This window comes from Endozoicomonas sp. ISHI1, from assembly GCF_024606225.1.
Taxonomy (GTDB): domain Bacteria; phylum Pseudomonadota; class Gammaproteobacteria; order Pseudomonadales; family Endozoicomonadaceae; genus Endozoicomonas_A.
The window spans coordinates 61156-82698 of the sequence record NZ_JAGRPU010000018.1; the positions used below are offsets into that span (position 1 = coordinate 61156).

Consider the following 21543-nt stretch of genomic DNA (forward strand, 5'->3'; position numbering starts at 1 on the left):
ACGAACTGGAATTTTTTGTTATGCTCCGCTGAAGAATACAGACGGCGATATTTTGAAGCGTTGTGAAAGAGCCTGAATATGATCCCTGGTTAAATTTCTTGAACCATTCAAAATCATTGAAACCAAACTTTTACTTCCCAGTTCACTTTTTAAATCATCAGCTTTTAGCTGATATTGATCCATTAGTGTTCTTAGAACAGCTACACCATCATCCAGAGCTTCAACCCTTTTATTGAAATCCGAGAAACCCTCAGACTCATCTTCCCATTTTTCAATGGAGATAGAGAGTACTTCAATTAGAGGAAGATATTTATCGTAATCTTCGATTAGTTCTTCCATCAGTTCCAGAGCTTGCTCATACTCTTCCTCACTATGAATGCGACTTACAAAGCCTGCTTCAGAGAAAAAGTCTACAGCCTTTTGCTTTAGATTTGTGTATCTCATGTACCAGCCTCCTTTGCGTACTTTTTACATAGTTTGTCGTATTCAGCGTGTGAGACGATGTGTTTGACATACATTCTGCAATCCCTGAACTCAATGAAAGCTATGAGTCGAAGGTTGTTGCCACCAATATCTACTACCCACCATTTATCTTTGTACTTGAAATTATCCAAACTGGGGAATAGTGATCTCAACTCATTCGGGCTACGAAAATCACCATTTCTCAATGACTTATAGACTGCTTCTATCGCAGTAGCATCGTTTGGATACTTATTTGTAGCATCGTTAAACGGCTTTCTTGAGATAACGTGCATAAAAGCCTCTACATTCACTTATTGTGAACTCTAGCACGCACAATAGAACTTTACAAATTGTGAACTCAATGATTTGTATAGGAGCATAATCGGGATAGGGCAGAGTCTCACAACTCTGCTCCTCCCACAACACCGGCCATACGGATCACGTAGCACGGCGTTTCAAATCACTTTCATTTCATCTTTCTGCCAATGAAGGCAGACCAAGATTTCTAAAGTATCTATTCGGCAATGCTTGGGTTAAGGCTGGACTGCCACTTAAACGCCAAACTCCGTGTGCTGACTTTGCTGTATTCCATGCAAGGTACTGACTCACGCCTAATCGTCTAAGCACTCTGTAGCCTTTCCCTCCCCATTGCTTCAAAAGATAACATCGCAATCGGCGTCGAATCCATTTGTCCAGATCTCGCAGAGGACTCAGCACTTCAGATATATCGAAGTACGCTTTCCAACCAAGCAGGGATTTTCTTAATTCTGTGATTATCTGGTTTATTGAATGACCTCTCGTTCGACGGCTCAGCTGTTTGACGGTCTGTTTCAGTTTAATCAGTGCTTTCGCGCTGACTTTAACCTTCATTTCTCGTCGGCTGAACGTAATGTCCAGAAAGCTTCGCTCACGCCCTTGCCCTTTCGCTAACCTTCGGCTCTGCGAATACCTGGTAAGAGGACTTTCACCTCTCTAGTTAAGTGCCATGCTCGGCACACACGCCTGCCTCAACCGCGCGCCGAATGCGCGTCGGGTGGAGCCCGTCAGGGCTGTACAAATTCCACGCATTTGTTATGCCTTTGTTCGGATTATCTCAGTTCTTGAAAAACCTGAGGGCATTGTTCAGCAATTCTTAGCAGGGCTTTTGCGGAACCTTGAGGGTTTCGACGCCCTTGTTCCCATCTTGTATGGTTCTTATGCTGACACCCATAAAACCAGCAAAAGCAGATTGAGAAAGCTTTAGCTTTTTTCTGATTTCTTTGGCTGGTGATGGGTCTGAAGCTTGCTGCTGACACCACGCACTTGCCAGGCTCTTGCTCCAGTGTATGCTATGTTTTCATGCCCGCACTTTTTATATAACTTGAAGAAAGTAACATAAAGTTTTGATCGATCCTTTGCTAGTGGAATCTTTTTCATTATTCGTTTGTATTTGCCAAGAATTATTTCTTTCATTTCTTTGTGGAAAATCATAGGTGCTCCAGATGTCATATTGAATTCTTCGAATACTAGTATTCTAGAGAACATCAAATAATCACAAGCATTTGGGGATGCGCTGAACGACCTATCGGTTATCAGGAACTCACTATCAGAAAATAAATCTTTTATTTTTATAGTTGAGCTTTGATAATCTGATTCAATGATTTCAAACAAGGAAGACTTTGACGACAGGAGTGACTTTAGGATTATTTTTTCAATATTCGTTTTTTCATATGTAGGGTTTTCTAAACATCTAATAACAACATTTTTTCCATTTTGATCAAAATGGTCGTTGATAGCATAATCAGTATATTGATCCATTTCTACATAAGATTCTATAATAAGCTTATTTTTCTTTATCAAACCAAATGGACGAGCTGCAATCCTCATTTCTGATCCGGATAGCGCTTTAAAAAGCTTGCTGTTAAGATCTTTACTTATGGCACGAATTTGATCGTACTCAGGGTATGTGCTTTGCATTTTAAAAATCTTCTAGAGCTAAGGATGATGAAATATTGCATGAGCTTTGATTAGAGCCTAACCGCAAAGCTGACGGGCAGCATAGCTGCCCCCATCAAGCGAGTTGTTAGGTGGCATGTTAATTGCGCGAGGTGATTCACGATCTGAATCAAAAACTCTTCGTCTTTGTCGAAACGACGATCAATCGCTTTATTGAATGCTTTTTGTTCTGCAATAAACGCATCAACCTCTTTGAACTTCTCACGTTGTTCATTGAGAATCAGGGAGTCAACTCCGTGAGTAGCTTCAAGAATTTTGTTGTTTTCGTGGAATGCATAGTCGAGAGCGTTTACCTTGGCTTCTGGTGACATAGATACTACCTGTTTTTATTGAGTGAGCCATAAGCGTAGCAAACATTGAAAGATGACACAGAGACACCTAACGCTAAGCTGTGGGGCCGGAGCATGCAGTGCGGAGATCCGCCCCGAAGGGGTGATTCCCGATTTAGGTTGTGGTGCTTATTTCATGTATGATGACAAGGCATTAGTATCAAGCGGGGTTAATTCAGTTTTTAATGTGTTGTACATATGTGCTTGTATATGCGTACAATTTACACTCATCAATGCTTCAGCTTTTTTAAGTTTTCCTTCAATCTGCTCTTTAGTCTGTATGTAAAAACCACCTATTGAACCGTCCCAGCCTATAAAATATTCATCGATCAGAAATATTAGTGTGTCAACTAATTGGCCAGTAGCGATGTCTTTAACGATAACTAATTCTCCTGCTTTGAGACTTGAGGTTACTAACTCTGACATATGCTTTATTATTACTACATCCTTTGTGAATGAAGCAACTTGTGATAAATCAACTATCTCCCCCGTTGCAACAAATATCAGTACGACACTGCTAGGGGGGAATCTTGTAGCGAGCATTCCTCTTCCAAGCAACTCACCATCATCGTATTTAAATATATTTTTCCAACCACTTGCCATTAGTTCAAAAAAACGGTCATTTACATTAGAAGGTAATTCACAAGTTTCCATTTCATCATCGAACTCAAACATTATCCTTTGTCGGGCAAATGATTCCAAAGGAGTACTTTGGCCTCCAAAAAAATCATAGTCAATGCCATTTATCAAAACAGGGAAAAAATTGAAATGATAATATGGAGTAACTGCATGACTTTTTTCAGATGAGCTTTTTATTACAATTTTTATTGCGAAAGATTCACTTGAAAACACTAATAAAGAGAGTAAGAAAGTTAATAAATACTGACGTTTCATCGACCTTTAACCTCAGTCAATCTTAAAATCTTTAGAGTAGTAGCAGTTATAGAATTAGCAACCTGAGTGTAATCGAGCTCGATTGTAAAAATGCTGAATGTGCCCTGCTATAGCATCTCGAAGATGATGGATATTCCAGAACGTCTCTTCGGTCACGAGCTCCCCCTTCAAGGTATGGAAAAAGGACTCCATTTCAGCATTATCACTACAACGCCCAGGTCGATTCATACTGGCAATAAAGCCATAGCGTTTATGCAGTCTCTGTATCTCTGTGGCACGATACTCAACGCCCATGTCAATGTGGAACACCAGCCATAGCTCAGGTCGACGTTTTCGGACGGCCATCAACAAGGCTACTCTGGTTAGCTTGGCGATTCGATGATTTTTAAGTGACTAGCCAAGCACACTGCGGGAGTAGAGGTCGATAACAACAGCCATATAACACCACTGCCCTCGCACTTTTATGTATGTCACATCTCCGACCCAATACTGATTGATAGCTGTGGGTTTGGCGAGGTCTTTGCGGACGTTTTTTGCAGGCTCGTCCACACGGGGCGACAATGGTTTCTTCGATAGATGCGTGTTTTACGACCCACCAGACCTGCGTTTATCATCATGCGTTCAACGCATTTTCTGCTCACACAAATGCCTTGCAGTCTGAGAGTCTTGAAGAGTCTGGGGCTGCCATAGCGACCTTTATATTTTTTAAACAGGGCAGTAATTCGCTTTAACAGCTTCACGTCAGACTGCTGTCGGATACCAGGGGTTCTGATATTCCAGGCATATAAACCACTCCTGGATACATTGAACCTCTGACAAAGCCTCTGAACGCCAAAGCGATCCTTAAAGCGGGCTATGAACGAGAATTTTTCCTGCGTTGTTCCGCAAGGAACCTTTGCCATTTTTTTAGCAGGTCATTCTCCAGTTCAAGTTCGGCAATCCGTTCTTTCAACTGGCGCAGCTGGCCTTGCTCGGAATGTACATCAGATGGAGTTGACTTAACTTTGCGCTCATCAGCCACGAGCTGTCTCTCAAAATATTCCTTGCGCCAACGAAACAACATATAGGGATGAATGTCGAGAGCTCAACGACATCCTTTACCATTTTGTTGAGTCCAATGGTCATTCTAACAGGCGACACTTTAAATACGCTGGTGTACTGGCGAGTTTTTTCCCAGTTTGATAAGCAGGCACGTGGTCACCGTTTCAGTTAGATTTGAGTGTCCACTAAAACGGGGGAGATTCACATCCCTTTGACTGAACTTGTTAGCCGTTTTTCACCGATATTTCGTGCAGAGCAGCCAATGCGGCTTGCGCCTTTTCCGATTGAACAAAAACATGATCATGAAAATATGCTGCAATTACATTCGCACTGATACCTTTTGACGCAAGTTTGTTTGATATTATTGCAGTTAACCCAACAGCCTCTAAGCTTGAATGCACAGTTAAAGTGATTTGCTTGTAGGTATTTTCAAAACTAATGTCAGCATTTTCTGCAGAGCTTTTGGATAAAACCAATGTTAAGCCCTCTAATTCAGTGAAAGTAGCAAGTGGATTTAAGTATATATATTCGGACAGTTGACCTGTTACATTGCAAAATACAAACTCACCTTCAACTAACACAGGACTCATACTTTCCAGAAGTCTTTCAAGATCTACTATTCCTGTCATTACGATACATCTCGATGTTGTTATGACGGCTAACCTGCATATTGCACGATAAAGAAGAAGGGCGAGATGGTTTTTTTATAATTCAGTTGCTTACACCGACAATAACTACCAAATCGCCCATGACAAATTGTACCTCCAATATCGCTCATTTTCCACGCTGTAAATCACGACAGGTTCAGGCTGATTTTACTGGTGGCGACATCACCTCCAACGGCGGGGAGCTTTTGCTCCGACCACTTGATAGGAAACTTCAGTTATCGAAAGCTCTTGCCAAAATCATCAACGATCCGAGAGACACTGCCCGCTGCCTGCACAAAACGGAAACCGTCGTCAAACAGCGCCTATATGTTCTGGTTTTAGGCTACGAAGATCTGAATGATCACCAACAGCTTCGCTATGACTTGGCTCTGCAAACAGCTACAGATTCTGAGCATCAACTGGCCAGTCAATCAACGCTCTGTCGCTTTGAAAAGCACGCAAACAGGGAACAGGCTGTCCAGATGCATGAGATTCTCATTGAGCAGTTTCTTGCTTCATTCCGCAAGCCGCCCAAAAAAAATCTTGTTCCGGGGTGACAGCGGCTTTTGTCGGTCTCAGATATTAAGCTGGTGCGAGCGGAGCAACGTCGATTACATCGCAGGCATTGGCACAAATAGTCGATTAAATGCGTTGTCGCTGGATGTTCGACATCGGGCTGCCATGGGCTTCAAGGAAACCAGAGAGAAACAGCGTTGTTTCGCCACGCTCAGCTACGCAGCCAAGAGCTGGAAAAAGCGAGAGCGTAAAGTAGATGTAAAAGCTGAGTTCACAATCAAGGCAGACAATACACGGTATGTTGTTACTAACCTGAAGGGTTCTGCTAAATGGCTATACGACAGATGCTACTGTATGCGTGGTGACATGGAAAACCGATAAAAGAACAGCAATGGTTGTTCTCTGACCGCACCGGTTGCCATAAATGGTGGTCAAACCAGTTTCGTTTACTGATGTCTGGAATGGCCTATGTACTGCTGGAATACTTAAGAAGCGGTTACCACAAGCGCACGAAATTTGCTCGTGCCCAGATGCCTACATTGCGTAACCAGTTGTTGAAAATAGGTGCCGTGACTGTCCGCAACACTCGTCGGACCAGCATCCATATGAGCAGCAGCTTTCCCGATCAAAAGCTGTTTCTGGAACTGACGAGGAAGCTGGTTCCTGGATAACGGGGAATGTGCTGTTCCCGGCACGGAATAAACAATGGGGTAAGGGGGAGTTATGTCTGAATTTTGAAAAAATGGCTTTTAAAGGCTGAAAGCTTCCAAAATGACTGCCCGACAGAAACTGATGGACTAAACGTCAGCAGTTCAGACGTGGTGATGCAATATGCAGGTTAGGCGTGATTTGCACTTAGCAGGATTTTTAGTGGACACCGAGCAAGAGACCTTTAACACTCAAATCTTCATCAAGATCAGGCCAATGGATACCATCCCCCTCGCCAAGCAACTCCCAATTGTTGAGTTGTTGTTTGGTTCCATTTGAAAGAGATGGAAACCAAGAGATTGGTACGAGTATAACTCTGCCATCAACCAAGCTAACAATTAGCTCAGATTCAGAAAATTTAACATCTTGAGCTAATGGGTGCGCCTCAACCTTTAAAGTATTCATTCCATGCCTCCAAGAATTTATCTTAATTTTTATCTACATGCTTTTGAAGCTCCCTTATCTCTTTGGCAGAGAATCTTGTTGAGCTTGCAAGCATGACAGGTTTTAAGCAGAATTTTGCGAGAGCTTTGTCACGCTGAATATGAATATGGGCAGGTTCTCCATTTTCATTGGAGTAGAAGAAAAACCTGTATGGCCCGATTCTTAAAATAGTTGGCAATCTGAGCACTCCCATGGTTAGATCATTTAGAAAACAAAATATTGATGTTCGTCTGAGATCATATGATTATGAGTCATAAGATAGCTGATTCGTTCAATTTTTTCGATTTTTGTTTTAGCGCCTAACGCCTGGTTCAGCCGCCGCCGAAGGCGTTCGGGTGGAGTGGCGAAGCCACTGAACGAACTGAAATCATTTGTTATGTTTCTATAATTCGATGCTTAAAGTTTAAGGGGTTTCTAATGCGTAAAAGTATCCTGTCTTTAGCAATGGTTTTTATTTTGAACTCTTTTGCTTTGAACTCATACGGTATTGAAATATTTCTTAAAGATGGAAATATTGCTATAAAAGATATTAATTTTTTAAAGGTTATTACGCCTACAGATTTGCGCTTACAGTCAATAACTAATTTAATCATAAATGATTCTTTTTATAATCCATCTCATGGCTATATTACAAATATCGCAGTAACAACAGAAGATAGTTCTGACATTATTTTTCAAGTTAATGAAGAAGGTGTTGTTTCCGAAGGGTGTCAATATTCCTCTTGCGAACAAAGTACAGCTTCCTCAATAGCAGAACCTAATTGTTTTGCAGGCGCGTGTGAATATCCATCTAACAGGAAGGAAGAAACTTCTTTACTTGGTGCGAAAGATCGATATAAAAGAGTAAAAACCATTAAAGCATCGCCTTTCATATGTTCTTGTTGCAAAGAAAAGAAAACTAGCAAGAATACATTCAGAGCAGATGAAGAGATTATATGCAATGCATGCTATGGAGAAAAAATTAGTAAAGAGTGACTACTTTGTGCAACATAACCGCAAAGCTGAGGGGCAGCGTAGCGGTCCCCGTCAAGTGAGTTGTAAGGTGGCGTGGTTATTGGCGGGAGAGTAAGGCTTGGAGCATTTCTTTGATAGCGGCAATATCAGAACCTTGCTGGTCAAGGCGCTTATCTTGCTGGTCAAACCGTTCGCTGGTTTCTTTGCTCTGTTGGTCAAATCTCTGGTGCATCTCACTACGGGTTTGACCAAGGCCGTCAACTACGTCAGTCAGGGTATTACGGATATGATCAATCTCTGTCGACTGAGGTTTGGATTTCGCACCCATGGGTTACCGCTTACCCTTTCGCTAACCTTCGGCTCTGCGAATACCTGGTAAGAGGACTTTCACCTCTCTAGTTAAGTGCCATGCTCGGCACACACGCCTGCTTCAGCCGCCGCCGAAGGCGGTCGGGTGGAGGGGCGCAGCCCCGGAACGAACTGGAACTTTTTGGTACGCCCGGCATGGGCATGAACTTATGGGGTGAAAGTCCCCTGTGGGTAAACCAGCATCGGATCTTGCGCCTAATAAGCCAACCGATGATAACCACTAGCTTAAGGCAAGTGCAATCCCGCGAGGGATTGTGCGGAGGCAGTCTGACTGCAAAGGTGCGAGCCGACGGACAGAAATTGCATACAAGGCCGAGTCTCGTGGGCGAGTGAGCCAAGGATCACAAAGCCCTCTGGTTTGAGAGACACGGTAAATGCGGCGGTTGTGCTCCGACAGTTCATGTTCTTATCCGGGGAGGTCTGTTCAACATGCGATTGGTTATTCCCAGTTCTCAGCCACTGGTTACAACAGGCTCGGCGAGCAAGATTCATCACCCTGTTCGAGCAAACCCGATGACAACCGATAGCGCCCAAAGGAGTAATCCTGTGTGGTGATTGAACAGAAGTCAGCAGACGTCATAGTAGTTGTTCGACAGGAGTCGTCAGCGAAGGACTGAACACCGAAGACAAAGAGGAGACTGATTCCCTCGGAGCAGTGCAGCCGAACGGCGAAACACTGTATCTGGCGACAGAATCTTTAACCAGCTTTGAACCACAATCTACTAAGTTATGCACTGGAACCTGCCAACTTACTGAAGGCATGCGACTGCATGGATGCAGGAGGTAGGGCGAAGCAGGAGCCAGAGCCGAGAAACAGGTCAGAAGCAACAAGGGCGCTCCCGGCATTGATGGAGTCACCATTGAGACCTACCCTGACTTTGCTAAACAGCATTGGCCTTCAGTGCGCCAAGCCTTACTGGATGGAACATATAAACCGTCTCCGGTGCTTCGGGCTGTCATTGAGAAACCCGATGGAGGAGAAAGGTTGCTTGGAATTCCTAACGTTCAGGATAGGGTCATACAACAGGCCATAGTGCAGGTGTTAACCCCTATCTTTGATCCCGGATTTTCAAACAGCAGCTTTGGTTACAGACCGGGAAGATCTGCACAAGATGCCGTGCAACAGGTTAAACGCTATATCAAACAGGGGCTGCATCAGGCAGTTGACGTTGATCTGAGTAAATTCTTTGATACCGTCAGCCATGATGTCCTTATGTCGAGAGTCTCTCGTAAGATTAACGACAAGTGCCTATTAAAACTGATAGGCCGCTACCTTCGTGCTGCCGTCATGATTGATGGGCAATGCTACCCGACTCGGGTAGGTATGCCACAAGGCGGCCCTCTTTCGCCGCTACTGTCAAATGTACTTCTCGACGATCTGGACAAGGAACTGGAATACCGGGGTCATTGCTTCGCACGTTACTGTGATGATTTTGTGATACTCGTTGGCAGTCAACGATCAGGGGAGCGAGTGATGGATAGCATTACCCGTTACCTTGAACGAAGGCTGAAATTAACGGTAAATCCGACCAAAAGCGAGGTGGTGAAAGCCACCAAAGCAGAGTTCCTGAGTTTCACCTTTACAGGTAAGAAAATCCGGTGGACAGAGAAGAGCCTGCGCTGTTTCAGGCGGCAAGTCCTTAAACTCACCAGCCGCAGCTGGGGTGTATCAATGGGCTACCGCTTGCGAAAGCTTACCGAATATATCAGGGGCTGGATGGGTTTCTTCAGAATAACCGAATATTACCGTCCTATACCGCTACTGGATCAATGGATACGTCGGCGTATCCGCTGCTGTTTTATCAAGCAGTGGCGTAAACCGAAAACCCGCTATCGAAATTTGGTCAGGTTGGGCGTTGATCACATCAAAGCCGCCGGGATCGCAATCAGTAGCAAAGGGTATTACCGGTTAAGCAAAACCTTTGCAACACAGCAGGCACTCAACGACAGTCACCTCGCAAAACTTGGGCTTGTTTCACTGAAAGACTTATGGATTAAGTTTCACTATCCTCGGTGAACCGCCCGGTGCGGACCCGCATGCCGGGTGGTGTGGGGAGAGCTGGAGAAAGACCAGCTCTTACCCGATTATGTTGCGTCTATCAGCTTGCGAATAGTATTAATAGTGCTACTATACCCATATGGCTAATATCACTGAAATTCTCAGTCAGATGAGAAGTAACCCCAAAGGCGTGAGGTACAAAGACCTGTGTAAAGTCTGTGACTCATACTTTGGTACACCAAGGCAGTCAGGATCAAGCCATAGGGTGTATAAGACACCTTGGGTTGGTGATCCAAGAGTGAACATTCAAAACAGCAAGGGCAAAGCTAAACCTTACCAAGTACGGCAGGTGTTACAGGCGCTTGACCGCATAGAGGTTGATAAAAATGGATAAGCAAATTGATAGATATACATACCGGGTAACATGGTCTGAGGAAGATCAAGAATATGTTGGTTTATGCGCCGAATTTCCTAGTTTGAGCTGGCTGGAAGAGACACAAGTAGCCGCTTTATCAGGAATCCAGAATTTAGTTCTGGAAACTGTAGAAGAAATGGAAAATGCCAATGAAGAAATACCTCAACCATTTTCAACTAGAGACTATAGCGGAAAAGTTCTCTTAAGAATTACACCAGAAACGCATCGTTTACTGGTTATCCAGGCAGCAGAATCAGGAGTGAGCCTGAATCGTTATATAGCCAGCAGGTTGCACTGAGCAACATAACCGCCTGCGTGTGGGATGCCGCCACAGGCGGCATCCCAGGCAGCTTGCTGCCGACACCACGCTTTTGTTAGGTTTTCGATTGTTTGAATGCCCCGGTGGTTGCCCACCGAGGACTTGGAATTAGAGTAAACCGATTTCGTGAAGAACCATTGTGCAGGCGGATACCGACATAATGATTCTATCTACACTGACGTTTACTCTGGTTGCGATAAGCATTTTCATGGCTGATACCATTTCAATGCAGTCGCAACAGCGCTGCGCGACTACGTTAAACGTGGCCGTGCTTTGGTGGTTACTGTGATAGACGTACTTGTCCAGTGCGGGAACACTGGGGCATTGCTTCTCAACATTGACCACCTAACGGAGTGTGTGCCCAGGCTCCGGGGAGTTTTCCAGTCGGGGCCGACTGTTCCCGCAGCCGGTTATCCTTGACTGGGAACTTCCAAACTTTTTATCTGCCGATAAGATTGTATGGCGTGACGGGCTTAGTATTTGAGCTAAATCACAGACGCCGGTTGAGGGAACCTAACGCCTGGGTGAACCGTGCGCCGAAGGCGCGTCGGGTGGAGCCCTTTAGGGCGGAACGAATTCCACCCAATTGTTAAGCTGACGGTTTTGCAGATGTCAGAAATAATCCTGTACTGATGAAAACGCTACCTGAAACTTTGTTAAAAATTTTGGCTCTTCCACTTCTCATAAGCCAATTAGTAGATTTGCTTCCAAAGTAGGAATAAAGCATAAGCCAAAATAGTTCCATTGTTGCAAAGGTGGCTGTAAATACAATGTATTGGGTTATTAATGATTGCTCAGCAACGATGAACTGGGGAAATAATGCTGTAAAGAATGCAATTGCTTTTGGGTTGCTAGCACCTACTATAAATCCACTTCTGAAAAGATTTGTTACTGATTGTTTTTTACTTTTCTGATTATTCAGAGCTATTTCAATGTTCTCTGATTTTGATGTAAATGATTTGATTCCTAAATAAATAAGGTATATAGCTCCAACCCATTTTATTATATTAAAAGCAAGCTCTGATGATGAAATAAGAACTCCAAGACCAGTAAACGATAATGTCATTATACCAGTGATTGCAGTCAAACTACCTAGAGCTACATAGATTGAGGACTGAAAGCCATCTGTCACTGACTTTGTAAGACAAAGAAGCACACTTGGGCCAGGTACAACTGTTAGTACAAGAATCGCAACTGCATAAATCGCCCATAAATCAAAATCCATTATTTACTCCATTCTTTCTTTAGTCAGCTTAACGCCTGCTTCAGCCGCGCCGCCGCAGGCGGCGTCGGGTGGAGGGGCGAAGCCCCGGAACGAACTGGAAGCATTTGTTATGCGTCTTCTCTCTGTTCTAGTAGTGGGCTTGGTGTACTGCTTGGAAGCTCTTCTGTTCTTGCTTGTGTTTTCCAAACTATTTCTGATATTTCTTTTATGCGGTCAACAATAGGTTTAGCATCCTTACCAAATTTCCCGATAACCACTCCAGCGTCGCCAATCATTCCCCAGAATCGATCAAGATCAGAAACTCGTTTATGTAATTCTGACTGTAGTGACTCCAATCTTTTTAACAATCTTTGTCTGTGATTTTCTTCAAAGTTTTGATTCTCTGAAATCTTTATGCGCAACTCATTAACAAGAGTTTGAATCCTATCTATATCTCCTTGAGAGAACTCATATGCAAAATTAGATTTTAAAACAACTTGATAGCGTTTTTTATACGACTGTAGCTTTATCTCATTTGACTGAGTGTAATAAACTTCACGAGTGGCAGAAACATAGTTAAATAAATTTTGACATATCTGATCAAAACTACCTTCTATTTGTGGCGGCATAACTCCTGAAAAAAATTCATTTGATTCAATTATCGTATCAATTAAAGCTGCTCCTTCCATTAGATTTTCAAGTTCAAATTCTTCCCATTCTTGATTTGGAAATTCCGAATTCAAGCTATCTAATGTGATAGTACAAGCTTTAACAATAGCTTCGACTGGATTTTCATCAACAGTCTGTAGAAATTCTTCAGTGAATAACATCTATACTCCTTGTTTTGTTTTGACGCATAACGCTTGGTTCAGGTGACGCGCCGCAGGCGCGGTCACCTGGAACCACTTGTTATGCGCATGTATGATGTAAGTGCAGTTAATATCTATTTAAATTCTTTAAGTTTTGATTGGGCATTTTTAACCGTAGAGCTTCTTCTATAGGACAAAATATCTGCAGCAAACTGTGAAATAAATTGATCCGAATAGTCCTCAAATTGATTATTTAAGTTATTACTGCTGTAGGCTAATGATGACATATGAAAATTTGATGATTGATATTCTAAAAATAAGTTGTCATATCGTTCGTAGCTTTTTTTATATGAGTCAACGGTTAGACTACCAACGCAAGTCCCGTTCTCTGTTCGTATAGTCATTCCAGCAATTAAAAGATTTACTGATAAAGGATTAATTTCAGAGCCTAGTGGATTTGTTATAACTGATACCCCACTTTGCTCTAATTTCAATCTTGTGTTTTGTCTTATTTTTTCAGCATTCGTCCAGCAATTGTTTTTTCCCATATCGTTAACAATCAAATATACGTTTTTTATGAGTCCTAATGTCTCTTGTTTTTCGACCACAACGTATGATTGATTATCTTCAGCGTGTGATAAATTTGCTGCCATTATTAAAAAAAATAACAACATTTTTTTGGATAGAAGTTTCATTTAAAATACCGTGCAATATGTGATGAGTACAATGTAGCGCATAACAGCTATTAGACCTCAAGCGAGTGATATCAGATATTACACTCACACGCGGCATATCCCCCAAAATCAGGGAAAATAAACTCACTTGAGATATATCCCAACTTTTCAACCTGTCGAAAAATCATGAATTATCAACAGCTTATAAGCTATTTTAACTACTGCACTGAATAAGCCGCAAGTGAGTTATTTGCATTTTGGTATTTCTGCCAATAATACTGTACAAAATAACAGCCATTGAACTTGCCATGCCATCTCATTTTATGACAGATGTACGAAATAGCCTCAGTGTGAAGCGCTAAAGTTTGAAAACTGAACAATCGATTTATTGGGCACAAAGACCTAAAGAAAATCAGGATTTACAATCATGTGTCAAACCCTGGTGATCAAGTGGTAAAGAGCCTTTTGTGCTAAACATAAAAGGCACGCTACCGCCCGAGGAGCTTCAACTGCCAAAACAGCTGACAAGCGCTTATCCTCTGGCTCAATAGCTTTTTTGACAGTCTGAGTGAGTATGTTTTATTGCACGACATGGTATCAGTATTCACTATTAATAAACAGGTATTAGCGCCTGATTGTGAATGCAGGAGTGAAAGCTTTTGAGGAAGACAGGGCCTGAGGATATCAAGCCCTGTGCAGTCTGTCAGCGTTCAATACGCCAGCTGGTCCCTTCACGACTGTCCTGAAGGATAACACCCCGACTGGCCAGCTCTTCACGGATACGATCCGCTTCAGCGAAGTCACGAGCTTTTTTGGCGTCCTTGCGTCTCTGAATCATTGCTTCAATCCAAGCCTCATCAACATCGGCTCCGGACTTCAGGAACGACTCAGCATCCCCCTGCAGAACCCCCAGAATACCGCCCAGTTTGACCAGCAAGGCTGCCAGCGGCAATGCCTGCTGCTCATCTTCGGCACGCACGGTATTTAGCTCACGTACCAGCTCAAACAGAGACGCCAAGGCTTCCGGAGTATTGAAGTCATCATCCATGGAAGCCATGAACTTTTCTTCAAAACGAGTACCTTCAGCCGCACTGACACCCGCTACATTGAGCCCTTTCAGCGCTGTATACAGACGCTCAAGACGAACCGAAGCCTCTTTCAGACTGTCTTCCGAGTAATTGACCGGGCTGCGGTAATGGCTGGAAATCAGGAAGTAACGTACGACTTCGTCCGGGTACTTATCCAGCACTTCGCGAATCGTAAAGAAGTTACCAAGGCTTTTGGACATCTTTACATTATCAATGCGGATCGCACCCGAGTGCATCCAGGTATTCACGAAGGTCTGGCCATTGGCCGCTTCACTCTGGGCAATCTCGTTTTCATGGTGAGGGAACTTGAGATCCGAACCGCCGCCATGAATATCAAAGGTTGCTCCCAGGCAGCATTTACCCATGACCGAGCACTCGATATGCCAGCCAGGACGACCATTACCCCAAGGGGAATTCCAGCTTGGCTCGCCTTCTTTGGCACCCTTCCAGAGCACAAAGTCCATAGGATCTTCTTTTTGCTCATCGACTTCGATTCGGGCACCGGCTTCCAGCTCTTCCAGAATCTTGCCAGACAGTTTGCCATAGCCATCGAATTTGCGAACCCGAAAATAAACGTCGCCATTACCCGGTGCGTAGGCAAAACCTTTCTCGACCAGATCGCCGATCATGTCGATCATGCCTTCCACGTGTTCGGTCGCTCTGGGCTCCTTATCAGGCTCCAGATTACCCAAACGCCTGAAGTCTTCCCGCATAGCCGCAATCATGCGATCCGTCAGTACATCAATGGTTTCACCGTTTTCAATAGAGCGACGAATAATCTTATCGTCAATATCGGTGATATTGCGAATATAAGTCAGGTTGTAACCTTTGGCTCTCAGGTAACGAGAGACCACATCAAAAGCCGTAACCGTTCTGGCATGACCAATATGGCACAGGTCATAAACTGTCATACCACAGACGTACATCCGCACATGATTTTCATCCAGCGGTTTAAAGGCTTCTTTGGTGCGGGTCAGTGAGTTGTATATCTGCAACACGTTATTTGTCCTGTAGCCCGATGATTCAGGCTATATGCTCTCCTCGTTGCTCTCCTGACAATGGAGGCTGACAAGGAGAGCTTGATTCCACTAATTCAGACTTTGCTGGCCCAGGTATCCTTGAGACCAATCGTCATATTGAATACTGGCTTTTCAGCACAGTGCTCTCGTCGATCGGCGACAAAGTATCCTTCTCTCTCAAACTGAAAGCCCTGTTCCGGTTTGGCTTCCACCAGAGAGGGTTCTACCCAGCCTGTCACGACTTCCAGAGAAGACGGATTCACATGGGCCATAAAGTCTTCCTCACCCTTGTCAGGAGCAGGGTGATTAAACAGTCGATCGTACTTACGGATCTCTGCCTGCTTGCCGTGGGTCGCTGACACCCAGTGAATGACACCGCGAGGCTTAATGCCTTCAGGAGGATTTTCACCCACAGTACCGGGTACATAGCTGCAGTGAATCTCTGTGATTTCGCCCTGCTCGTCTTTGATCACTTCGTCTGACTTGATGACATAAGCACTGCGCAGACGGACATATTCACCAGACACCAGACGCTTGAACTTCTTGCGTGACAATGTGGTGTCTTCAGTAAAGTCAGCGCGATCAATATACAATTCGTGTGTAAACGGCAGGTGACGCTCACCCAATTCAGGCTTGTTTGGGTGTACCGCTGCTGTCATTTCCTGTAACTCACCTTCAGGCAGGTTGGTAATCAGGACTTTCAGTGGGTTCAGAACGGCCATAGCGCGAGCTGCATTGTTGTTCAGGTCGTCGCGAATCGCATGTTCCAGCATGGAAACATCGGCAATACCATCGGAACGACTGACGCCCACCATATCGGAGAACTTGCGAATAGAAGCCGGTGTGTAACCACGGCGACGCATACCGGACACAGTGGGCATACGGGGATCGTCCCAGCCTTCCACTATACCTTCGTCCACCAGCCGCTTCAGTTTACGTTTGCTGGTGACGGTGTAGTTCAGGTTAGTTCTGGCAAACTCGTACTGTTTCGGCCTTGAGGGTACCGGCAGGTTTTCAATAAACCAGTCATACAACGGACGATGGTCCTGAAATTCCAGGGTACAGATCGAGTGTGTCACTCCTTCAATGGCATCTTCCTGGCCATGGGCAAAGTCATAGCTTGGATAGATACACCATTTATCACCAGTCTGGTGGTGGGGAACTTTGCGGATGCGATAAAGGATCGGATCACGCATGTTCATGTTGGGGTTTTGCAGGTCAATCTTCGCCCTCAGGCTGCACTGACCTTCTTCGTACTCACCGGCACGCATCTTTTCAAACTCTGTCAGGTTCTCTTCCACAGAGCGCCTGCGGCATTCGGTTTCAACACCGGGGTTATTAAAGTCACCCCGATTTTTAGCCATGGACTCTGCATCCTGATGATCCACATAAGCAAGGCCTTCTTTGATCAGGTAGAGGGCCCACTCATAGAACTGATCAAAGTAGCTGGAAGCGTAGCGTACATCTCCGCTCCAACTGAAACCCAGCCAGCGAACATCTTCCTGAATGGCATCGACATACATCTGCTCCTCTTTCTCGGGATTCGTGTCATCAAACCTCAGGTTACATTGACCATTGAATTGCTCAGCCAGTCCAAAGTTCAGACAGATAGAAGTAGCATGACCTATATGCAAAAAGCCGTTGGGCTCTGGTGGGAATCGGGTCTGGACCGATTGAACTACACCAGCGGCCAGATCTTTTTCAATGATCTGCTCCAGAAAGTTACCCGATTTTGATGGTTTGTTGGATGAAGTGTCTGTCGTGCTCATTGCAACCAGCGTCTTGGAGGAGAAAGCCCTCTCTAACATAGAAGCCCGAAAAATATCAGACCCTTTTGGATCTGACCTGTTCATGCTTTAGAGGGAATGCATTATTTTAACGTAAAAAAACCTTTTGCCACCCAAAGTGATCATGGATTTCTCCATCACTCATGGCTGTTCAGTCAACAGCTGAGACTAACATTTTCCCGGCAAAGGGTACAGGTCGGACCGGCTTTTGGCTTGAGGTTTCCGGAATAGTGCCCACTGTATCACCCTACCTGATTCAGTCGCTCAACGCTGTTTATTCCACTCAGGACTTTTACACAAGCATCATAAAGACCTAGAATTGCAAGTTTTCCGATCGCGAACCATCAGAACAGAGATTACGGTAACCCTATGGTTATACTGCATACCAATTTTGGCGACATCAAACTGGAACTGGACGCCGAAAAAGCCCCCAAGACCGTGGCTAACTTTCTGGAATATGTAAAGAGCGGCCACTTTGACGGCACCATCTTTCACAGGGTCATTGATGGTTTTATGATCCAGGGCGGTGGTTTTGAACCGGGTATGGTTCAGAAAGACACTCAGGCAGCTATCGAAAACGAAGCGGATAATGGCCTGAAAAACGCCGTAGGTACCATTGCCATGGCCAGAACGATGGATCCTCATTCAGCCTCATCGCAATTCTTTATCAATGTCTCTGACAACCATTTCCTTAACCACACCTCCAAGACACCGGATGGTTGGGGCTACTGCGTATTTGGTCAGGTCACTGAAGGCATGGATATTGTGAACAAAATAAAGGCGACTAAAACCACCTTCCGTGCCGGTCATCAGGATGTTCCTGTTGATGACGTGGTGATTGAATCTGCGGTCGTGGAATAGGAAGCCCTGCGAATGAACATAAAGTTCATTTCTGATTTGCATTTGACACCCGAACGCCCGGACACTGTCCGGGCGTTCTCTTCTTTCATGCAGGAACAGGCCTCCCAATCTGACGCACTTTACATTCTGGGCGATTTCTTTGAGTACTGGGTAGGCGATGACGCTATGGAACCCTTTCATCATGACATAGCTCATCAGCTCAGAGCCTACACAGATTCTGGCAAACCATTGTTTCTGATGGCAGGCAATAGAGACTTTGCTATTGGCAAGGATTTCCTGAGAATGACCGGAGCCACCTGGCTCAATGATCCCTGCGTCATTGACCTGAATGGCGAGACGGTTCTTCTGATGCACGGGGACCTGCTCTGCACGGGTGACCAGCAATACCTTCGCTATCGGAAGGTGATCCGTAACCCCCTGGTTCTGGGCATCCTTCGCCTGACTCCGCGGAGTTACCGAAAAAAACTGGCTCAAAAATTACGCAGCAACAGTAAAAAAGCCAAATCCACGAAATCTCTGGCCATCATGGATGTCGCTCCAAAGGAAGTGGTTCGGCTGATGGAAAAGTATCAGGTCAAAACGCTGATCCATGGTCATACCCACCGTCCGAACACCCATGAAGTTGCGCTGACTTCAGGAACCGGCAAACGGATTGTTCTGGGCGATTGGGACCGACAGGGCTGGGTATTAACCTCTAATGAATCTGGGCTGAAGATGGATGCTTTCGAAATACAGTCAGTCCCACATCAGATCGTCAGCTAATTGCTGACGAGTCAAATCCTTCAGGCGGTGACCGGGACACCACTGTGAAAACGGAACTCTTCATCCGCGGACTCAATGGCTTCCCGTTCTACCCCTGCAAAAAAAGCCACCCGTTCTTCTATGGATTCATCAGAAATGCTTTCTGCCAGAGTCAGATAATCCTTAAAATGGCGGCCTTCCGACTTAAGCAGTGACAGGTAAAACTTCTTTAGCTCATCATCAAGATAAGGGGCCAGCTTGTGGAATCGCTCACAGGAGCGGGCTTCGATGTAGGCACCAATAATCAGGGTATCCACCATTCGAGCAGGCTCCCAGGTTCTGACGTGCTTTCTAAGTACGCCGGCATAACGAGAAGCAGACAGCGGTTTGTAGGGGATACCCCGTTTTTTGATAATGGCCAGAACCTGTTCAAAATGCCTCAGCTCCTCACGGGCCAGACGGGACATTTTGTTGAGCAAATCAAAATGCTCGGTGTATCGGTACATCAGGTTCAACGCCGTGGAGGCCGCCTTTTTTTCACAATTAGCATGATCGGTTAACAGAATATCCTGATGTTTCAGGGCCTCTGCAATCCATTCATCCGGCGTTACACAGGGTAAAAAGGCATACAGTTCAGGAAAGCATACGGCCAGGCTCTGGTCACTCATTATTTCTATATCTCTAAATTTCCGGGTCTCTAAAAAAAGGTTCCAAACAACCAAGTCTCACTAAACGGCCCCGGTTAAGTCTGGACGAAGGTTAAAATTTCGGCACTACCTTACCTTTAAAGCTGAATGCTGTCATGGGTTCCTTGCCACTGATGGCAAGGACTTTTTAGTATTTCATTAATATGTTAATGGTATTGATGCAGATCATTTTCTCCCATTCGGCTATTCAGTACGATGCCATTAGTCTATAAAAACAATTAGAGCTGAGACCCCCTCAGGGTTATTGAAATCCTTAAGGTATAGAGGAGCAGGCCATGCAAGGAATACAACGAATACTGGTTATTGTTGATACTCGCAAAGCCCGTCATGTCGCACTCAATCGAGCCACCCAGCTGGCCAGGGCAGCCCACTGCAGCCTGCATATTCTGGCTCCGAACCCCAAACCTGACGCAACGTCTGCTGAGGTACTCACCGCCCTCACCAAACATGTCGAAACTGAAGGTATAGAGGTCGCCAGCCAGCAATTATGGAGAAATAACCTTCTCGACACCATTGTCCATGTCAGACAGTTGGAACGAAGTCATCTGGTGGTCAAGGATTTCCGGCAGGAAAGCTTTATGGAAAAACCTTTCTCAACGCCCACAGACTGGGCATTGCTAAGAAAAAGCAGAGTTCCTGTCCTGCTGGTTCGTCATGACCGCCCATGGGAAAATCAATCTATGCTTGCGGCCATTAAGGCCGATCCCGGAGACGCCGACCATCAGCAGCTGAATACGGCTATCATGGAAAACGCCAGGGCAGTCACAGACTATTTTGAGGCTGACCTGCATCTGGCTTCTGCCTACCCCACTATCATGCTGGCAATGTCTGACAAAGGAGATGGTCAGACCAACGAGGACCGTTACCTGAAGAACTGTCAGCATTTTGCCAAAGATTACGGTATTACTGAGGATTCTATCCATCTGATGCCTGCACCGGCCGAAACCATGATTCCGGATCTTACCCGTGAGCTGGCGACATCACTGCTGATCATGGGTACGAATGCCCGCTCAGGGCTCAGTGGACTCACTCTGGGCAATACCGCTGAAAAGTTGGCCAGCAATATCGACTGTGATCTGCTTGCCGTTCAATCCAGACACCACATGCTACCGCTGGAGCGTGAGCTGGAAGTCTGACCGAAACAGAACCCGTTCCTGAATGCTACTTTCTGTCATTCCATTCAGGTATACAGAAAGTAGCCATAACCCACCAAACCTCCCCAACACCTCATCATCACGACTCTTTACGGCAGCCTCAAGGGCACTCTGAAACACATCAGTTCCAACAGGATTCAGGACGAAAACGGCGAGAGCTTCTATATTGTTCGGGTCAGACCGGAAAAAAGCGATCTGGGCACTTCCAACAAACCGTTAACGATTATTCCGGAAATACAGAGCAATGTCGTTATTCCCACAGGGAAAAAGTCGGTTCTGGATTTATGCTAAAACCGATCATCAGAGTCCGTCATGCTCTTCTGAGGGGAGCCTCAGGTGTATGAGCCTGAGTGAGAATAGACAGTTTATGACCAAAACCGGAATCCATTGGTTTGGATTCCTGACTA

General features: G+C 45.0%; 28 protein-coding genes and 1 pseudogene. 8 read left to right on the plus strand and 21 right to left on the minus strand.

The features are described 5' to 3' along the window. Nucleotides 1–18: 18 nt before the first annotated feature. From KBW69_RS12945 to KBW69_RS12985, 11 genes are all read right to left on the minus strand, one after another. On the minus strand, nt 19–444 hold the full coding sequence (locus KBW69_RS12945; RefSeq protein ID WP_257281121.1) for a type II toxin-antitoxin system HigA family antitoxin: 426 nt from the start codon (nt 442–444) through the stop codon (nt 19–21). Continuing rightward, complete coding sequence (locus KBW69_RS12950) at nt 441–755, minus strand: type II toxin-antitoxin system HigB family toxin (protein ID WP_257281122.1); 315 nt, start codon at nt 753–755, stop codon at nt 441–443. The genes KBW69_RS12945 and KBW69_RS12950 overlap by 4 nt, the downstream gene beginning before the upstream one ends. A 178-nt stretch (nt 756–933) precedes the next feature. After that, nucleotides 934–1332, minus strand: coding sequence for a group II intron maturase-specific domain-containing protein (locus tag KBW69_RS23800; protein WP_373690694.1), 399 nt, complete (start codon nt 1330–1332; stop codon nt 934–936). Nucleotides 1333–1701: 369 nt separating this feature from the next. Next, a complete protein-coding gene (locus KBW69_RS12955) occupies nt 1702–2418 on the minus strand; it encodes a hypothetical protein (protein WP_257281123.1) in 717 nt (238 codons plus the stop codon). Nucleotides 2419–2468: 50 nt separating this feature from the next. Continuing rightward, nucleotides 2469–2768, minus strand: a complete 300-nt coding sequence (locus tag KBW69_RS12960; RefSeq protein WP_257281124.1) for a hypothetical protein — start codon at nt 2766–2768, stop codon at nt 2469–2471. 147 nt (nt 2769–2915) lie between these two features. Beyond that, nucleotides 2916–3680 carry a hypothetical protein gene (locus tag KBW69_RS12965; protein WP_257281125.1) on the minus strand — a complete coding sequence of 255 codons (765 nt, stop codon included), beginning with the start codon at nt 3678–3680 and terminating at the stop codon, nt 2916–2918. 54 nt (nt 3681–3734) lie between these two features. After that, nucleotides 3735–4025: an integrase core domain-containing protein gene (locus KBW69_RS12970; RefSeq protein WP_257281126.1), complete on the minus strand. Its 291-nt coding sequence runs from the start codon at nt 4023–4025 to the stop codon at nt 3735–3737. Nucleotides 4026–4073: 48 nt separating this feature from the next. Then, nucleotides 4074–4154, minus strand: a complete 81-nt coding sequence (locus KBW69_RS23805) for a hypothetical protein (protein ID WP_373690696.1) — start codon at nt 4152–4154, stop codon at nt 4074–4076. Next, nucleotides 4151–4420 (minus strand): IS3 family transposase, encoded by a 270-nt coding sequence (locus tag KBW69_RS12975; protein ID WP_257281127.1) that lies wholly within the window; start codon nt 4418–4420, stop codon nt 4151–4153. The genes KBW69_RS23805 and KBW69_RS12975 overlap by 4 nt, the downstream gene beginning before the upstream one ends. Before the next feature lie 113 nt (nt 4421–4533). After that, nucleotides 4534–4701 (minus strand): hypothetical protein, encoded by a 168-nt coding sequence (locus KBW69_RS12980; RefSeq protein ID WP_257281128.1) that lies wholly within the window; start codon nt 4699–4701, stop codon nt 4534–4536. A 244-nt stretch (nt 4702–4945) separates the two neighbouring features. Continuing rightward, nucleotides 4946–5350, minus strand: coding sequence for an ACT domain-containing protein (locus KBW69_RS12985; protein WP_257281129.1), 405 nt, complete (start codon nt 5348–5350; stop codon nt 4946–4948). A gap of 119 nt (nt 5351–5469) precedes the next feature. Here KBW69_RS12985 and KBW69_RS12990 point away from each other — a divergent pair, with 119 nt between their 5' ends. Continuing rightward, on the plus strand, nt 5470–5925 hold the full coding sequence (locus KBW69_RS12990; protein WP_257281130.1) for a transposase: 456 nt from the start codon (nt 5470–5472) through the stop codon (nt 5923–5925). Next, nucleotides 5855–6555: pseudogene (locus tag KBW69_RS12995) on the plus strand (transposase). The gene KBW69_RS12990 and the pseudogene KBW69_RS12995 overlap by 71 nt, the downstream one beginning before the upstream one ends. 196 nt (nt 6556–6751) lie before the next feature. Here KBW69_RS12995 and KBW69_RS13000 read toward each other — a convergent pair. Continuing rightward, nucleotides 6752–6997, minus strand: a complete 246-nt coding sequence (locus KBW69_RS13000) for a DUF2442 domain-containing protein (protein ID WP_257281131.1) — start codon at nt 6995–6997, stop codon at nt 6752–6754. A gap of 22 nt (nt 6998–7019) precedes the next feature. Further along, on the minus strand, nt 7020–7214 hold the full coding sequence (locus tag KBW69_RS13005) for a DUF4160 domain-containing protein (protein ID WP_257281132.1): 195 nt from the start codon (nt 7212–7214) through the stop codon (nt 7020–7022). Nucleotides 7215–7453: 239 nt separating this feature from the next. On the opposite strand from KBW69_RS13005, the gene KBW69_RS13010 reads away from it, so the two are divergent. Continuing rightward, nucleotides 7454–8011, plus strand: coding sequence for a hypothetical protein (locus KBW69_RS13010; RefSeq protein ID WP_257281133.1), 558 nt, complete (start codon nt 7454–7456; stop codon nt 8009–8011). A 76-nt stretch (nt 8012–8087) separates the two neighbouring features. Here the strand turns inward: KBW69_RS13010 and KBW69_RS13015 are convergent, their stop codons facing one another. Further along, a complete protein-coding gene (locus tag KBW69_RS13015) occupies nt 8088–8318 on the minus strand; it encodes a hypothetical protein (protein WP_257255205.1) in 231 nt (76 codons plus the stop codon). Between the two features lie 768 nt (nt 8319–9086). Further along, nucleotides 9087–9251, minus strand: a complete 165-nt coding sequence (locus tag KBW69_RS13020; RefSeq protein ID WP_257281134.1) for a hypothetical protein — start codon at nt 9249–9251, stop codon at nt 9087–9089. Here KBW69_RS13020 and ltrA point away from each other — a divergent pair. After that, nucleotides 9219–10376, plus strand: coding sequence for a group II intron reverse transcriptase/maturase (gene ltrA, locus KBW69_RS13025; protein WP_257281157.1), 1158 nt, complete (start codon nt 9219–9221; stop codon nt 10374–10376). The genes KBW69_RS13020 and ltrA overlap by 33 nt on opposite strands. A 368-nt stretch (nt 10377–10744) precedes the next feature. Further along, nucleotides 10745–11071, plus strand: a complete 327-nt coding sequence (locus KBW69_RS13030) for a type II toxin-antitoxin system HicB family antitoxin (protein ID WP_257281135.1) — start codon at nt 10745–10747, stop codon at nt 11069–11071. A 610-nt stretch (nt 11072–11681) separates the two neighbouring features. On the opposite strand, the gene KBW69_RS13035 is transcribed toward KBW69_RS13030, so the two are convergent. The 5 genes from KBW69_RS13035 to KBW69_RS13055 all read right to left on the minus strand — a co-directional run bounded on the left by KBW69_RS13035 (nt 11682) and on the right by KBW69_RS13055 (nt 17655). Then, the gene (locus KBW69_RS13035; RefSeq protein WP_257281136.1) at nt 11682–12317 is read right to left on the minus strand and encodes a LysE family translocator; all 636 of its coding nucleotides are present in this window, start codon (nt 12315–12317) and stop codon (nt 11682–11684) included. Between the two features lie 107 nt (nt 12318–12424). Continuing rightward, complete coding sequence (locus tag KBW69_RS13040) at nt 12425–13126, minus strand: hypothetical protein (RefSeq protein WP_257281137.1); 702 nt, start codon at nt 13124–13126, stop codon at nt 12425–12427. A gap of 113 nt (nt 13127–13239) precedes the next feature. Further along, on the minus strand, nt 13240–13800 hold the full coding sequence (locus KBW69_RS13045; protein WP_257281138.1) for a hypothetical protein: 561 nt from the start codon (nt 13798–13800) through the stop codon (nt 13240–13242). 682 nt (nt 13801–14482) lie between these two features. Beyond that, nucleotides 14483–15862: a cysteine--tRNA ligase gene (gene cysS, locus KBW69_RS13050; protein WP_257281158.1), complete on the minus strand. Its 1380-nt coding sequence runs from the start codon at nt 15860–15862 to the stop codon at nt 14483–14485. A gap of 98 nt (nt 15863–15960) precedes the next feature. Beyond that, entirely contained in the window at nt 15961–17655 is a 1695-nt protein-coding gene (locus KBW69_RS13055; RefSeq protein WP_257254596.1) for a glutamine--tRNA ligase/YqeY domain fusion protein, read from the minus strand. A 387-nt stretch (nt 17656–18042) separates the two neighbouring features. Between KBW69_RS13055 and KBW69_RS13060 the strand changes: the two genes are divergently transcribed. Then, nucleotides 18043–18534, plus strand: a complete 492-nt coding sequence (locus KBW69_RS13060) for a peptidylprolyl isomerase (protein ID WP_257254595.1) — start codon at nt 18043–18045, stop codon at nt 18532–18534. 12 nt (nt 18535–18546) lie between these two features. After that, nucleotides 18547–19296: a UDP-2,3-diacylglucosamine diphosphatase gene (locus KBW69_RS13065; protein ID WP_257281139.1), complete on the plus strand. Its 750-nt coding sequence runs from the start codon at nt 18547–18549 to the stop codon at nt 19294–19296. A gap of 20 nt (nt 19297–19316) precedes the next feature. Here the strand turns inward: KBW69_RS13065 and KBW69_RS13070 are convergent, their stop codons facing one another. After that, a complete protein-coding gene (locus tag KBW69_RS13070; RefSeq protein ID WP_257281140.1) occupies nt 19317–19943 on the minus strand; it encodes a tRNA-(ms[2]io[6]A)-hydroxylase in 627 nt (208 codons plus the stop codon). A 314-nt stretch (nt 19944–20257) separates the two neighbouring features. On the opposite strand from KBW69_RS13070, the gene KBW69_RS13075 reads away from it, so the two are divergent. Then, complete coding sequence (locus KBW69_RS13075) at nt 20258–21118, plus strand: universal stress protein (protein ID WP_257281141.1); 861 nt, start codon at nt 20258–20260, stop codon at nt 21116–21118. Nucleotides 21119–21543: the final 425 nt, after the last annotated feature.

What these genes read in the sequence shown, in the direction of transcription:
- KBW69_RS12945 (WP_257281121.1), bottom strand. Translation starts at nt 444, where the DNA reads ATGAGATACACAAATCTAAAGCAAAAGGCTGTAGACTTTTTCTCTGAA.
- KBW69_RS12950 (WP_257281122.1), bottom strand. Translation starts at nt 755, where the DNA reads ATGCACGTTATCTCAAGAAAGCCGTTTAACGATGCTACAAATAAGTAT.
- KBW69_RS23800 (WP_373690694.1), bottom strand. Translation starts at nt 1,332, where the DNA reads ATGAAGGTTAAAGTCAGCGCGAAAGCACTGATTAAACTGAAACAGACC.
- KBW69_RS12955 (WP_257281123.1), bottom strand. Translation starts at nt 2,418, where the DNA reads ATGCAAAGCACATACCCTGAGTACGATCAAATTCGTGCCATAAGTAAA.
- KBW69_RS12960 (WP_257281124.1), bottom strand. Translation starts at nt 2,768, where the DNA reads ATGTCACCAGAAGCCAAGGTAAACGCTCTCGACTATGCATTCCACGAA.
- KBW69_RS12965 (WP_257281125.1), bottom strand. Translation starts at nt 3,680, where the DNA reads ATGAAACGTCAGTATTTATTAACTTTCTTACTCTCTTTATTAGTGTTT.
- KBW69_RS12970 (WP_257281126.1), bottom strand. Translation starts at nt 4,025, where the DNA reads ATGGCCGTCCGAAAACGTCGACCTGAGCTATGGCTGGTGTTCCACATT.
- KBW69_RS12985 (WP_257281129.1), bottom strand. Translation starts at nt 5,350, where the DNA reads ATGACAGGAATAGTAGATCTTGAAAGACTTCTGGAAAGTATGAGTCCT.
- KBW69_RS12990 (WP_257281130.1), top strand. Translation starts at nt 5,470, where the DNA reads ATGACAAATTGTACCTCCAATATCGCTCATTTTCCACGCTGTAAATCA.
- KBW69_RS13000 (WP_257281131.1), bottom strand. Translation starts at nt 6,997, where the DNA reads ATGAATACTTTAAAGGTTGAGGCGCACCCATTAGCTCAAGATGTTAAA.
- KBW69_RS13010 (WP_257281133.1), top strand. Translation starts at nt 7,454, where the DNA reads ATGCGTAAAAGTATCCTGTCTTTAGCAATGGTTTTTATTTTGAACTCT.
- KBW69_RS13015 (WP_257255205.1), bottom strand. Translation starts at nt 8,318, where the DNA reads ATGGGTGCGAAATCCAAACCTCAGTCGACAGAGATTGATCATATCCGT.
- KBW69_RS13020 (WP_257281134.1), bottom strand. Translation starts at nt 9,251, where the DNA reads ATGCTGTTTAGCAAAGTCAGGGTAGGTCTCAATGGTGACTCCATCAAT.
- KBW69_RS13030 (WP_257281135.1), top strand. Translation starts at nt 10,745, where the DNA reads ATGGATAAGCAAATTGATAGATATACATACCGGGTAACATGGTCTGAG.
- KBW69_RS13035 (WP_257281136.1), bottom strand. Translation starts at nt 12,317, where the DNA reads ATGGATTTTGATTTATGGGCGATTTATGCAGTTGCGATTCTTGTACTA.
- KBW69_RS13040 (WP_257281137.1), bottom strand. Translation starts at nt 13,126, where the DNA reads ATGTTATTCACTGAAGAATTTCTACAGACTGTTGATGAAAATCCAGTC.
- KBW69_RS13045 (WP_257281138.1), bottom strand. Translation starts at nt 13,800, where the DNA reads ATGAAACTTCTATCCAAAAAAATGTTGTTATTTTTTTTAATAATGGCA.
- KBW69_RS13055 (WP_257254596.1), bottom strand. Translation starts at nt 17,655, where the DNA reads ATGAGCACGACAGACACTTCATCCAACAAACCATCAAAATCGGGTAAC.
- KBW69_RS13060 (WP_257254595.1), top strand. Translation starts at nt 18,043, where the DNA reads ATGGTTATACTGCATACCAATTTTGGCGACATCAAACTGGAACTGGAC.
- KBW69_RS13065 (WP_257281139.1), top strand. Translation starts at nt 18,547, where the DNA reads ATGAACATAAAGTTCATTTCTGATTTGCATTTGACACCCGAACGCCCG.
- KBW69_RS13070 (WP_257281140.1), bottom strand. Translation starts at nt 19,943, where the DNA reads ATGAGTGACCAGAGCCTGGCCGTATGCTTTCCTGAACTGTATGCCTTT.
- KBW69_RS13075 (WP_257281141.1), top strand. Translation starts at nt 20,258, where the DNA reads ATGCAAGGAATACAACGAATACTGGTTATTGTTGATACTCGCAAAGCC.